This window comes from Parasaccharibacter apium, assembly GCF_002917995.1.
GTDB classification, from domain to species: domain Bacteria; phylum Pseudomonadota; class Alphaproteobacteria; order Acetobacterales; family Acetobacteraceae; genus Bombella; species Bombella apis.
In genome coordinates, this window is record NZ_LMYH01000002.1 from 42,280 (window position 1) to 56,132 (window position 13,853).

At 54.9% G+C, this 13,853-nt stretch carries 8 protein-coding genes and 1 pseudogene; 2 read left to right on the forward strand and 7 right to left on the reverse strand.

All coding sequences use genetic code 11. The features are described 5' to 3' along the window. Nucleotides 1-121 precede the first annotated feature (121 nt). Nucleotides 122-1,309, forward strand: coding sequence for a hypothetical protein (locus tag ASO19_RS00655; protein ID WP_103765190.1), 1,188 nt, complete (start codon nt 122-124; stop codon nt 1,307-1,309). Beyond that, a complete protein-coding gene (locus ASO19_RS00660; protein WP_103765191.1) occupies nt 1,306-2,163 on the forward strand; it encodes an NUDIX hydrolase in 858 nt (285 codons plus the stop codon). The genes ASO19_RS00655 and ASO19_RS00660 overlap by 4 nt, the downstream gene beginning before the upstream one ends. A 298-nt stretch (nt 2,164-2,461) precedes the next feature. On the opposite strand, the pseudogene ASO19_RS09200 reads toward ASO19_RS00660, so the two are convergent. The 7 genes and pseudogenes from ASO19_RS09200 to ASO19_RS00685 all read right to left on the reverse strand — a co-directional run bounded on the left by ASO19_RS09200 (nt 2,462) and on the right by ASO19_RS00685 (nt 13,816). Next, nucleotides 2,462-3,415 (reverse strand): annotated as a pseudogene (locus ASO19_RS09200) (hemagglutinin repeat-containing protein). After that, complete coding sequence (locus ASO19_RS09205; RefSeq protein WP_146047071.1) at nt 3,382-3,786, reverse strand: hypothetical protein; 405 nt, start codon at nt 3,784-3,786, stop codon at nt 3,382-3,384. Before ASO19_RS09205 ends, ASO19_RS09200 begins: the two are co-directional and overlap by 34 nt. Nucleotides 3,787-3,863: 77 nt before the next feature. Next, complete coding sequence (locus ASO19_RS00675; RefSeq protein WP_103765193.1) at nt 3,864-4,184, reverse strand: hypothetical protein; 321 nt, start codon at nt 4,182-4,184, stop codon at nt 3,864-3,866. Further along, nucleotides 4,172-4,324 carry a hypothetical protein gene (locus ASO19_RS09100; RefSeq protein WP_181005172.1) on the reverse strand — a complete coding sequence of 51 codons (153 nt, stop codon included), beginning with the start codon at nt 4,322-4,324 and terminating at the stop codon, nt 4,172-4,174. The genes ASO19_RS00675 and ASO19_RS09100 overlap by 13 nt, the downstream gene beginning before the upstream one ends. Before the next feature lie 57 nt (nt 4,325-4,381). Further along, on the reverse strand, nt 4,382-4,693 hold the full coding sequence (locus tag ASO19_RS09035) for a hypothetical protein (protein WP_146046895.1): 312 nt from the start codon (nt 4,691-4,693) through the stop codon (nt 4,382-4,384). A gap of 42 nt (nt 4,694-4,735) precedes the next feature. Further along, a complete protein-coding gene (locus tag ASO19_RS00680; protein WP_081563278.1) occupies nt 4,736-5,044 on the reverse strand; it encodes a hypothetical protein in 309 nt (102 codons plus the stop codon). 51 nt (nt 5,045-5,095) lie between these two features. Further along, the gene (locus ASO19_RS00685; protein WP_219811878.1) at nt 5,096-13,816 is read right to left on the reverse strand and encodes a hemagglutinin repeat-containing protein; all 8,721 of its coding nucleotides are present in this window, start codon (nt 13,814-13,816) and stop codon (nt 5,096-5,098) included. Nucleotides 13,817-13,853 lie beyond the last annotated feature (37 nt).

Sequence of the window (13,853 nt, forward strand, 5' to 3'; positions counted from 1 at the left end):
GCCTCCCTTTTTGCCCCGTATCAACATTCTGGTGTGATTACTCTACAAAAGGTGAAGAACCTTCTGGGGACAAAGTAACAGGCCCGTCGTTCTGTCCTTCTTCCACAGCGGAGGACAAATCTTGAGCCTGTTCCGCCGCCGTTCCATCCTGATCACCTCCTGTCTGTTCCTCGCTCTTCTGGCAGGCAGCTGGGGGTTGTACCTTCGGACGCAGGCCCTGCTTTCCAACCAGCTGGCCCATCTGGCCGTCCAGTCCCTGCCTTCGGACGGTCCCACCCCAATCCTGACCATACAGAAAACCTCTGCCAGAGGATGGCCTTTCGGGGCCTGGCGTCGGCTTTACGGCGTGTCCTTTCACACCCATCTCAACGGGGCCGATATTGTCGGGGCCACCCCCATGCTCCGCCTGGGTGGGAACTGGCTGGACTGGGCACATTCCCTGACCACACGGACCGAACTTCCACTACAGCTGCCGGACAGCACCATCCTCCGCATGGTCCGCAACGGCGAAAGCCTGACCCTGCGCCTGCGCAAGGCAAAGCTGCGCATCAGCAAGGAAAGTCTTCCCTGTCCACCAGATGCCAGATGCCATGACCACGGCACGCTGCCCCTGTACTGGGCACATTTCCGCATTGCTGAACTGGAACTGGCCTCCTCCCGCCTGCCACACAGCCTCATGCTGAATCACACTGCCGGGACCATCCGTTTTGCACCGCAGTCCCTGTCGCAACCTGACCCTGCCCTGCAGAACAGGCCGCTGCTTTCCGCTGCCATCACGGCCAGGGAGCTGACCTATCCCTCCTCATTTCTACAGAATTTTCGGGTGGAACAGGTTCATGCTGCTTTTGCCCTGCTACCCGGCACCAGCACGACACCCCTCAGATTGCCGCCAGAAACCGATCATGCCACATCCTCCTGGCCTGACATTCCGTTACAGCTCAGGCTTCATGAGCTCAGTGCCACCATCCATCCGGTGGCTCCGGGAAAACAGGACACGCCACCGCCGCATCTCTCCCTTGGTGGCAAACTTTATGTCCCGGCCTTTTCTGGCATTCTGTCCGTCAGTCTGACCAACTGGCAGGAGCCCCTGCATGATCTGCTTCAGAGTTCATGGATCCAGCGCAACGTACCCATCGCCATGCAGGGGCTCCTGAACGACATGATGACCAGCCCCCGGATGCTGTCCCTCTCCTCCCATCCCCTGACGGTCAGCATCCCTCTTGACCACGGCGTTCCCCCGGGGCTTTCATCCGACCATTTACAGACCCTGTACAGCCATTTCCGCCAGCTTGCTCCTCATCCTCAATGACCTTCCAGAGCCTTTGCCCGACAGACCTGATTACCGTTCTCATGACATTGGGCGATGATGCACCCCACGTCGCCCTGCTGCGCCATGACCGGGACACTCCCCCCCTGGAGGAAAGCCATCATTCCCTGCAGAAACGCCTCTGCCATTGGGCGGAAACCCTGACACACTGCCCCATCGGTTACATGGAGCAGCTCTATACATTCAGCTCCTTTCCCATACGGGAACAGACGCCCCATATTCACATCACCTATCTGGCCCTGAGCCACAGCCATCCACGGGGCTGTCACGGTTCGCTTTACCAGCGTTTCCCCTGGGAAGACCGCCGGGACGAAAGCGGCAACAAGCAGCTGGCCGAGTTCATCACGGCCATCAGGCAATGGGCCGACGACAATGAGGAACGCCAGAGCCGCATCGCTCCAGCCTTTGGGCTGGATGGCCTGCCGTGGGACGATACCCGTGTTCTGGAGCGTTACGAACTGCTGTGGGAATCCGGGCTGGTGCCACGCAGCCCGCCCAAACAGAAAAACACGGACCGGGATGACCGTCGCCTTCTGGCCACGGCCCTGTCCCGGCTACGTGCCCGCACCCGCTACAGTCCAGCCGTTTTTGAACTGCTTCCCTCGTCTTTCACTCTTCTACAGCTGCAACAGGCGATGGAAACGGTATCTGGCCGCCTCATGCACAAGCCCAACTTCCGCCGCCTTGTCCTGCATCAGCAGCTTGTGGAAGAAACCGGCACCTACGACCGCCCAACCGTAGGACGCCCCGCCCAGCTATACCGCTTCCGGCCAGCCGCTATGGCTTCCTGCTATCTGGGAGCGGCATTTTTACCGCTTGATGTGCCGACTCTTTAAGCGATTTTTATCACGTATGATGGAACTTCATTGAAACAGGCCCATCTTTAGGGAAAGACATCACAAAACTGTCCCAATTTCCCTGTCCTGCTTCTTCCATAAGTTCGTGAAGTGCTGGTACACCCACCGACACTTCCCCAAGGCATATTCACTCAGGGGGCGCGGACTGGCTTTCACTGCTCTCATCATGCGAACGGTTCCCGCCCAGCATGCTCATGGAGTTCTAAGCCATGCCCGTGCCGAAGCTGATCATTATCTTCGTCATTGACCCGGAAAGCGTGTCGCTCCCGACACCCGCCTAGAAGCCCACGCTCTGGCTCTTCCATGCAAAACTGTTCCCAAGGCTGTGGGCTTCCAGACTGCCCGTATTAAAGTGGCTCTTCTCACGGGACGCCGTGCTGGAGATCACGCCTGCTGTCAGGCTCGTCTTGCCCGCAACGTCAATCCCGATCCCCTGATCGCCCGCATACAGGCCGGAAAGCACCTTCCCCGTCGACGCAAAATGATCCGTCGTCTTCTGGTTCTGATAGCTCGCAGAGACACTGCCACCAGTACCATAAAGCGGTATCTTCACCCCAGCCGTCGCCTGCATGGCCGTGCTGCGGTAATCCGACGTGTTCTGCGGGCTGGTAATCTCCAGTTCCGCCGCCTTTACATCAATCCGGGGCGCATTGACCTCCGCTCCCTTCAGCGTGGTCCTGCCACCGGATGTCAGGCTGACGCTATTGGTCGCATTCAGGACCGTATCAACCGCTGTCGCCTGATGGCTCTCCATGTTCGTCCGCTGCATCTACCCGGAGGCAGATAGGCTGAAGCCAACACCGCTCGTGCCCACACTCGCTTCAACACCAACCGAAAGGCCCTTCTGCGTGGTGTGGTTCAGGGCACTCTGACGGTTCCAGCCCGCTTCAAGATCAATATTGTTCTTCGCAGCCAGCTGCGCCGCAATGGCACTGATCGACCCGTCATCCGCCAACCCCGGATGATCGCCACGGGCCACGATGGAAAGCCGGTTGCCCGCTGTGGCCATGCTGCCCAGAACCGTGCTCTGCTCCTGTTCGGAGTGGCTTCTGGTCTTCGACATGTCAAACGAGACCGACACACCGACAAGAGACCCGCTGCCGCCATTGCTGCTGCCGTCACTTCCCCCACTACTGGAGACCTGCGTGCTGCTGGACAGACTGAACAGTTTCGAGAAAACCAGTATCACGGCCGTACTCAGCCCCGTACCCAGCTGATAGGCCCCCTGCATGGCATTGAAGGTCCGCAGCACGGTGCTGCCCTTGCCCTGTGGCTCGCCGCAAGCGCGGACTGCACCACGCTCCCGAGCACGGAATCCCCGGTAAGACCACCGCTGACACCGTAATAGCTGGACATGCTGTCCTGCGTCTGTTTCAGGCTCCGCGACACCGCCCTGAACGCAACCGAGGACGCATCAATACCTATGTCATGTCCCGCACTCAGGCTGGACCCGATAATCATGGCCGTACCTCCAACCTTCAGGATCAGGTCTCCCTTGTCGGCATTCACCGTGCTGGAACTCCAGTTCGTGCCATCCCTCGCATCAGCATCACGAGACTTGCCATAACCGACGAACGTCCAAGGCCCTATACGGAAGGGCAATCGGTATCATGATTTACAATAAAAAAACCGGGTTCTCATTACAGAACCCAGCCTATACCATAAAATACGAAAACCCCTCATTTACTATCAAGTGAAAGCAAATTATCATAGGGCAGATCCACATCAAATCCTACACCATGCTCATCAAAAATACGCTCCAGATCCTTACGAAACTCTTCGCAAATATTATTGATAACCTGCGGATCATTCTCTTCATCGAGAGAAATAAGATACTTCACAGCTAAACCCTTACCAAGAACGGTAGGAATAAAATAACAATTAAGCCAATTCTCTTCACTTTTATCTAGAAACATTTTTTTCAGAATAATTCTAATATCGAATCCATCCCTACGATAATAAATCAGCCCTGAAAACCCCAATCGAGTCAAAGCTGCCATCGCTTTTCAAACCATATCTCCTCAACTACATCCGCTCCAAACAAATCAACTGTAAAAGGCATGTCACCATCACCTTCAGCAACAATGACTGCTAAAAAATTCTGATAAAATGTAAAAAAATCTGCATCAGATACATTCATAACCTATCCCTAATATCTATTTTTAATATTTAATCGGAAAAATATAAATATCATCTACTAACACTCTTTTCTAGCATAAATAATTCTCCCAAACTTACCCACCGAGTTAAATTTTTCATTTGATAAAATAGCTAAAAATATAATATCTCCAACATCTTTTAAGAAAGAGCTTGTGGCTATTTTTTTCTTAATCCTATAGAAATTCATTTTTACCTTACCCTTCGAACTTTCATCAAAAGCGAATGTTACATGTATATCATTCCCGATAAAATTAACCGATACAAATCTTAAATTTCTATGAACCTCCCCAAGTAAAGCTTGTGATACCCCTACAAGCCTCATATTCCTTTCACGTTGTGAAATCTGCATTCTACCCTCACTGTGTAAACTTATAAATCCAATACAAACATACTATTCTTCATACCTCATATAAATGATATATGGGAGAGTCTCTATTTCACAAAGAGGTTCCTCCGAGAAAAAAATTCTATCTTCTATATCTGATGCATCTTCCAAATTAAATGCAGCATCAATTTCTGTAATCACGCAATCCATCTCCTCAATATCCTCATCATTCACAGGTCTATCTAAAACCATATGTACTCTAATAACTAAATCCTCACCGTAATCCGCAGATATTAAACGAATTTCAGGATATATCTCTCCTAAAAATGCTGTCATAATACATAAATAAATATCCGGTATCATTTCTATAGACATAGATTCCTCTCTTCTTAGCCTTTACAAAGACAGAAAAATTCATAATACTTTTTATTTATTTTCCCATCCCTTTGGGGCTGCTGGAACAATATGTGCACCTTTCTTAGACACATGTATACTACCTATAGTAGTGTCATAGAATTTTCCTTCCCCCTGTGTATATTCCCCGATTTTTTTATTAAAATCAAACTTATATATAGAGTCCCTAGGACCCATACCTAAAAAATCATATTTCCTCGACAATGCTCCTTCCAACAGTTCCACTGGGTCTACATCCGAAGACATTATAGATCTACCTGGAATGTAATCATTATGACCTACAATATGCTTCCCCTGCTTTCCATCATGAATACCTTTTCCTGCTGCTTTCTCGTTAAATTCTAAAAACTGTCTGTCAATTTCCTCTAAATCTGAATTACCACCTTTACTTGCCTCTATAGCCTCTAATGATAGAGAGGAATTTTTTCCTATATTTTTAAATGCAGGGTCATCCTGCCTGACACTTTTTACAACCTGACCAGCTGCAGTTTCTTTTTTGCCAAGATTGGCAGCACCTTCTGCTGCATGTCCTACCAAAGCAGCCCCAAACTCCTCCCCAGTCACAGCCATAAACTGGGCCTGAGCAAGCCTTTCGAAAGCATCTCCACCAAACTTGAGGATCGCCCCCACCACAGCACTCTTCGCAAGCCAGAGCGAACCGGTAATCGCAGGAGACACAACAACAGATGTATCGATACCAAAGGTATCCAAACCTGCTGATCCCGCCTGGATAGCAGCAAGATATGGGTGTCCTTCCTGCTCCAACCTGCCAGCCAATGTATAACCAAAGGCAGTTCCAGGTGGGCCTGGGATCATGGAACCAGCGGTTAATGCACCATCAAGAACTGCATCCACGACCGCCTTCGTTTCTTCTTTCTGCTGCTCTTCCTTCTGTTCTGCCTCCTTCCCACGATGAGCACTATCATTATACTGCTCGATGGCCGCTGCCGCCGCTGCACCAGTCAGCGCACTGACTGAGGCACTGCCCTTACCTGCAACCAGTCCTCCAACAGCCCCACCAGCCGCTGCGGCAGCACTGCTGAACATGTTGGCAATACTGTCATGCAGCGTACCGTCGCTGCTGCCCGTCAGCCCCGTCGCCACGGCCTCCGCCAATGGACGGGTCGTCGCTGCCGTCACTTTCCCAGCCAGCGTACCCAGACCAGCAGCAGCCGGGCTCCCTCCCGTCAGGGCCGCAATACCGGCTGCCCCACCAGCCTCGATCAGGTCACGGGCCACCTCCCGGGGAGAAAAGGCACTGCCAGCCTCCTCTGGCGGAAGACCCTCCGCAGCACGGGCCTTGTCATCCCTCTCCTGATCCTTCTGGAAAACCGTGCCAACAATCTCGCCAACGAGCTGTGTCCCCAGAGTGCGGGCCTGCATCTGGTTCTGGAGCTTCTGTGCGTTGAATTTGTTGTCTATCGCCCCGTTCGCATGGGCAACGTCACGGCTCAGATCGCCATCAACCGTCTTCGCATTGATGGTGATGTTGTCACCGACGGCAGAATGGCTGGTCGTCTTCTCATTGTGGTTCTGTCCACCTCCCAGAAGAGACATGGAATTCGCCGCCATCCCCTGGCCAACCTGACCAAGCCAGCCCGTGGCATCACCCTGACCCGCTCCACCAAAGCTCGCCTGAAAGCCCGAACTCTCAAGCTGCCAGCGGGACACGTTCTCCAGATTCCGAGAGATCAGGCTGCCCGTACTGAAATGATTCTTCTCACGGGACGCCACACTGGAGATCACGCCAGCCGTCAGCGTCGTGTTCCCGGCAACATCAATCCCGACACCCTGTTCCCCCGCATACAGACCGGAGAGCACCTTCCCGGTGGAGGCAAAATGATCCGTCACGACCTGATGCTGAAAACTGGCCCCGCCCGCAGCTCCAGCAGGATTGTTCAGTGGTACAGAAACCTGAACCCCCGCAGATGTGCTCACGCTGCGGTAGTCATACGTGTTCTGCGGGCTGATGATCTCAAGTTCCGCAGCCTTCACGTCAATCCGGGGGGCACGGACTTCCGCCCCATTCAGCAGGGTCCTGGCACCAGAATGCAGCGTAACACTGTTTGTGCCATTCAGCGTCGTATCAACCGCCGTAGACTGATGGCTCTGCTGTTCCTGGCTCTGATGGCTCGCCCCCGCCGTGACACCAAAGCCTGTCTGGGGGCCTCCAATCTCATATTTCACGCCAATGGAAGCACTGGTCTGTGTCTTCTTCGAATAGGTATTTACATGGTCCCAACCAGCCAGAAGATTGATGTCTTTCTTTGCATCGAACGTGATATCCTTCGCCGAAAAGCGGGCTGCGGTCGCACTGATCGACCCGTCATCCGCAGCCCCGGGATGATCTCCCCGGGCAATGATCGAAAGACCATTTCCTGCAGTGGCCGCGCTGCCCACTACGGTGCTCTGATCCTGAACCGCATGACTCTTGCTCTTGTTGAAACCGACACTGGCCTCCACCCCGATCAGTGCCATGTTCATCGCATCAAGGCTGCCAACATGCTGCAGGTTATCAGCACCCTGCTGCAACGTATAAAGGGCCTGACCACCATTCATGGCTGCAACCATGCTGCTGCCCTGCCCCTTGGCCTTGCTCGCAGCCAGGGCAGACTGCACGACCTGCCCCACGATGGAATCAGACGTCAGACCGACAGAAACACCGACAAAAAACTGCTTCTGATCCTGCGTCTGCTTAAGCGTCTGCTCAACCGTCTTGAAGGCAACCGAAGACGCATCAATACCGATGTCATGCCCCGCACTCAGGTTGGACCCTGTGATCGTGGCTGCGCTCCCGGCTTTCAGGGTCAGATCACCCCTGCCCGCACTGACAGTGCTGGATGTCCAGTTCGTACCAGTTCCCGTATCGGTATTGTTGGATTTGCCATAACCGATGGAAGTACGGCTCCCGGTATGGAAGGACAGACCACTTTTCTTCTTCTGGTAATAGGAGGCCGCCGTATTCTGGAACGCATCAACGCTCAATGAACCACCAGACGTCAACGTCACATCCTGCCCACCACTGACAGTGCCTTTCACGGACAGATCGCCACCGGCACTCATCAGGATGTTGTCATTCGCACCGACAAGGCTGCCAATCCCGGTCGTGCTGTCCTTGCTGGTCGTGACGGTTTTTTTATTCAGGAAGCCCTTCTTGACGACCCTACTGTAACTGTGATCCCCATCCGTCATGGCCTTCAGGGCCAGATTTCCCTTGGCCTGAAGGAAAGCGTCCTTTCCTGCCATGACGCCAGACCCGGCAAGATTTATGTCGCCTCCCAGAGCCGCCAGAGTGACCGTTCCATCACCCATGACGCTGGACCCGATGTTACGGACAAAGCTGCCCGTCTGTGTGAAATGACGCCTGGACACCCCACCCGCCCCATGTGTCGAGAGGGCGTCAAGATTGATGTTCTGTCCGGCCACAAGGGTGGCGTCCCCACCAGCCTTGAGCAAAGCCCCCTTGAAGAGGATGTCCTTCGCAGCACTCAACCGGGCATTGCCACTGGCCGTGATCGTACCCTGCTGGCCCAGTGTCTGCTGCGTCCCTCCGACAATCTGGTCTGTTCTCAGCTGGCTGTCATTCACGACAGATCCTGCAAGGCTGGCAAGGGTCACATCGCCACCCGAAATGCTCCCGCCATCATTCACGAGATCACCCTGAGTGGCCACGAGATTCAGGGCCTTGCCGGATGCCACCGCTCCGCTGTTGCTTATGCTGCCCCCCTGAAGAGACAGGTCATTCCCTGCGGAAATGACGCCGCCATTGGCCAGCTTCACCTTGCCGGGAGCCAGATAAAGCTTCGGCACCAGAACCGTCTGTCCATTCACCGAGACGGGAACATACCAGACGATGTTGTCCGTCAGCCTGGACTGCTCATCCGATGTCAGGGCCTGCCCGAAGGTCAGCCCCAGCTGGTCAGACTGCCGGGACGCATTGTCCAGCAGTGTCTGCATCTGCTCATTGGCTGCCTGATAGCTTCCACCCAGGAAGGTCTGGCCCGTGGCAGAAACGATCTGCTGCTGCACGTACTGCGTATCGAACCCGCTATCCCCCAGGAAGCGGTAATCTCCCATGGAATGGCCCAGCCGCCCCAGCAGATAGTCCGACCCGTAAAGCCCCACAAAGGTCGCATAGCGTGGGTTGGTCTCCAGCAGATAATGCACCGAAGGCGACGGATTGGGCACGAAGAGCGTCCCACCACCCGGAATGGACGCCACGACTGCTTTCAGGTCCGCAGAAGGCACATGAAGCACGGTATTGACCGGACTGCGTCTGGAAACATCTCCCGCTGTCATCCGTCCTCCAGAGGCCATCAACGGATTGGACGATTCAGACAGTGCAGCAGCCTCACCATGAGAAACGGAGGCTTTCCCCTCCAACGTCCCGCCAGACGTCATGGACGGATCAGAAACCCCGGCCAATGTGCCACCATTCTCCGTCCGGTGGACGGATGAAGGAGACAGACTCCCAGCCCCATCATGAGGAACAGCAGCCTCACCCGCCAATGTCCCGCCAGATGTCATGGCCGGGCCAGGGGATCCGACCAATACACCACCATTGATCTGACGAACAGAGCTGGAAGGGAGAGACCCTGCCGCACCATGAGGAACCGGGGCACTACCAACCAAGGCTTGGCTGGATGAAGACTGATCCATCGGCTTCCAGGCTGCCGTGGATGCACCGGAAGCCGAAACCGCCACCGTAGTCCCTCCGAAGCCGGGCAGAGACAGAGGCTGAGCCTGCGATGATGTCACCATCACAGGTGCCGCCCTGTCAGGCTGCATCTGTGCAATCCCCCCCGAAGTTCCAGCAGAAACCGCCGCCACAGACGAACCATTCTTCGGAAGCTGTTTTCCCTTTAACCCGTCAGGTCGCCTTCCCGAGAACTGTACCTGTTCTCCCGCAGCGGTTCTGGTCTGATTAGCGATGGCACCACTGAGATTACCTGAAATATTCCTTCCTGCAGCAATAGTTCCGCTCACACCTGGCAAATAAAACGTTGCCCACGTAAATGGTCCAAGTCTGTCCCCGGTGGATACATATCCATCTGTATGACTGAAACTGGGAACCGTCCCACCCTCTGTGGCCCATATACAGCCCCGATGATCCTCGCACCGGGTCCTGAAAATTCGCTCATTTGTATACCCAACATTCTGCAGGGTACCGCCAGAAAGAGCTATGTCCCTCCCTGCTGCAATATGCCCACCATCATTCAGAACCCCACCAGCTGCGCTGACATGTATATCCCGCCCTGCAGACAGAAGAGGAGCTGCATTGTTGGCGACGGTGTATATGTCTTGTCTGGTAACCTCTGCTTCTCCGCGGTGTCCCTTACGATGTGTGGTGTTCACCACGGTCATGGTTAAGGTGCCTGTCGCCTGCTCACCTTTTTCATCCAGAAAACCGTCCGGGATGGGAATACGGGCTACTCTACCCTTCTCTTGCCACTCACCCCGCTTGTAGTGCCATTCACTCTTTTCACCCGTATCTTTCTGGACGACTCCACCGACAATATCGTTCGTCAGTCTACTTGCGACGATATCCATGTCGCTGTCTGATCCGGCAGCCGTAATCTGACCTGACTGATTCAACAGCGACGACATGGTCCCACCATTCGGACCACTCAGGACCATGCTGCCATTCCCCGTAAGAATAGCTCCCTGATGGTTGGTCAACGTGCCGGGCAGTGTCGTGACCAGCCCTGTCGCCCCATACAGCAGGCCAGTATTGTAGACATCACCTCCGGAATGAACGGTCAGGGTGCCACCATTGGCCATCAAGGCCCCATCACTCCGTATGGAAGACGCCTGCACCGTCGCATTGCGACCGGCCAGCACGCCAGCTCCAGAAGCAACATGGTAATCACCCAGAACCGTTACGGTTACGTCACGTCCAGCCTGAAAAAAAGTGTCAGCATCGGGTGTATAGGTTGTTACACTCAGATCCTGCGGCGCAATGAGCGTTCCGAAACCATGCAGGTTGGTCACCGCAAGGCTCAGACTTCCTTTTGTCTGGAAAGTTCCCACTGACCCGTCAGGGCCAACGGCCACATCAGCAAGTTTCCCCGTTCCTCCGTCAAGAAACAGTCCGTGCGTGCTGGACTGCTGGAGAATCTGCCCACCGGCATTGTCGAGATGTTGTGCAGAAAGGTGAAGATCACCATTGGCCTGTATGGTGCCGCCCTCATTATGAAGGACATTCATGCCATTTCCGCCAGCGGCCATAAGATTCACACTGCCCGAAACAGCATTGATCAGGCCACCCCGTCCATTATCAAGACCTGCTGCCGTCAGCTGCACATTCCGTGCCGCCTGAATAGTACCACCATGATTGTCAAAAGACTGCTGCGGTGTGGAAAGCTGGACACTCCCCTGCGTACTGAGAATTTTCCCCTGCTGGCTGTTGTCAAAAACCCCCGAGACAACAGTGACATCACCCAGCCCCTGCACAAGCCCCCCATGATTGCTCACGGTGTCTGCGCTCCGCACGACCACATGGCCTGCATCAGAGATGATGCGTCCATCATCATTGGTCAGAGATTGACCCTGTACGGTCAGATCGCCTCCAGAACTGATCTCGCCACCACTGTTATCAATCCGGTTCCCGGAGAGGGTCTGTCCCTTCTGCCCGTATATCTGACCGCCATTCCGGATATCTCCGGAAACCGTACCATTCAGCCAGCCGGAAGACGCCACCTTCCCCTGATTGTGGAGAGCCTGTGCCTGGATAATCAGATCACCACCCAGCGTCCCCACCACCCCATCATTTGTCAGCTGACCCTGCCCGGTCAGGCTCATGCTTCCCGTGGAAAGCAGAGTGCCAGACGTCACGATATTACCCGCCGATTGCACCGTCAGGCGTGCATCCTGCCCCTGGGCCTCGATCACACCCTGATTATTCAGGCCAGTCCCACCCAAGGCCAGAGTCAACGGACCATTGCTGGACACGACCTGCCCACCGGCCGCAAGAGACAGGCCGGCAGACTGTAGACCAACCCCCTGACCTCCCATCAGCAGCCCCTGCACCACCAGAGGAGAACTGGCTGAAATGGAGAGATATTTCGATGATGCTATGACAGAATGAGCATCATCCTTCAGACCTGAAAGTCCCAGCGTAACGGCCCCGGCTGCCTTCAGACTCCCGGCACCGGTCTCCAGAGCCGTCTCCTGATCATCAGCCACCCTGACACCTAAAGCATCCACAGCATCATTGACCGTCAGATCACCGCCGAGAGCCAGAATTTTCCCACCATTATTGACCAGATGGGCCGCAGCAATGGTGACGTCATGCCCGGCCTGCATGCTGCCCTGGGTATTCTCAATCTCCGCTCCATGACGGCCAAGGGCCAGGTTTCCACCCGCCTGTAACAGACCATTCTGGTTGAGCAGTCTGTCCCCCTGCACCAGAAGGTCAGTGACGGCTCCGATCTGACCACCCCTATTGTCAACCTGTCCCGCCTGAAGCGTCAGTCCACCATCCAGAGCCTGAATGTTTCCAGCTGTATTGACGATCCGCCCGGCTGAAAGACGGGCCTCCGGTCCCCCCACTGCCAACAGACCATTGCTGTTGTCCAACGTGCCAGAAAGCTGCCCTGTCAATCCTTTCACGCCATACAGCGTGCCGGAGTTCACCATGTCCTTCGTGCCATTCAGACCGATGGAACCGGCTGACAGTAGCGTTCCTTCATTCCTTACGATGGGAGCCGACAGGATAAGCCTCCCATCAGCATTCCGCTCTTCCACGACTCCCTGATTCCTGATCAGCCCTTGGGAGGCGATCAGGTTCACATCACCCCGATCAGACAGCACATGGCCATGCACACCATTCTGAATGGAAGCCGCCTCCACCGTCAGGCCAGCACTCCCACCCAGAAGACCATCATTGTCCAGCCCACCCGACAGAGAAAGCGACATGGTCTGCTGCGCCACCAGACGGGAAGAACCGTCAGAAGAATAATGACCGAGGTAAGCCTTCAGATCACCACCAGACTCAAGGCTTCCCGATTCATTCCGCAGGCTGTTCACATTCAGGGTCAGATTGCCATTCCTGTTGAGAACGGTGCCTCCGTAATTGGAAAAATCCTTCACCCTATCAAAGGTCATTCCATTTTCAGCCTGAAGGATACCCCCCTGGGTCACGACCCTGTCAGCCATCACGGTCATGGCATCTGCGGACATGATTGTTCCGCCATCAAACAGAACAGGGGTCACAATGTTCAGATCAGCACCGGAATTCTGGTCTGCAAAATGCTGTGTCTGCACTGTCCCTGCATTCTTCAGACCATCCTGGCCTGTAAGATTGATCCGCAGTGGAGCTCCCACACTGACAAGTCTAGCCTGCGCATCATTTTCCAGGGAGGTGGCCTGCATATCAACGCCTGCCCCTCCACCCATCAGACCACCATTGTGCACACGACCCTGAGCCTGCACGTCAAGATGTCCACGACTGCTTAGCGATGCCCCTGCATCCGACTCATACTGATGTATGATCAGAGACATGTTACGGTCAGTCTGAATAACACCGCCCTGGTTGGAGAGCGTGCCTGCCGTCAGCGTCAGACCCTCGCTGGACTGGATCAGACCGTTGCTGTTGGAGATGTCACCGCCATGCAGCGTCAGGGACAGCGGACCATCGGCCGCGATCAGCTTCCCGCCATCATTCCTCAGCCCCGTCCCCTCAAGCGACACCGCCCCCTGTCGGCTCCCCAGCTCGCCACTGTTGGCCAGCATGCCCCCGCCCGTCAGGTTCAGCCCCGTCAGGCCGACC

Bases quoted from the DNA above. Each gene is read 5' to 3' on its own strand.
- ASO19_RS00680 (WP_081563278.1), bottom strand. From the start codon at position 5,044: ATGTCTATAGAAATGATACCGGATATTTATTTATGTATTATGACAGCA.
- ASO19_RS00660 (WP_103765191.1), top strand. From the start codon at position 1,306: ATGACCTTCCAGAGCCTTTGCCCGACAGACCTGATTACCGTTCTCATG.
- ASO19_RS00675 (WP_103765193.1), bottom strand. From the start codon at position 4,184: ATGGCAGCTTTGACTCGATTGGGGTTTTCAGGGCTGATTTATTATCGT.
- ASO19_RS00685 (WP_219811878.1), bottom strand. From the start codon at position 13,816: ATGCTGGCCAACAGTGGCGAGCTGGGGAGCCGACAGGGGGCGGTGTCG.
- ASO19_RS09100 (WP_181005172.1), bottom strand. From the start codon at position 4,324: ATGAATGTATCTGATGCAGATTTTTTTACATTTTATCAGAATTTTTTA.
- ASO19_RS09035 (WP_146046895.1), bottom strand. From the start codon at position 4,693: ATGCAGATTTCACAACGTGAAAGGAATATGAGGCTTGTAGGGGTATCA.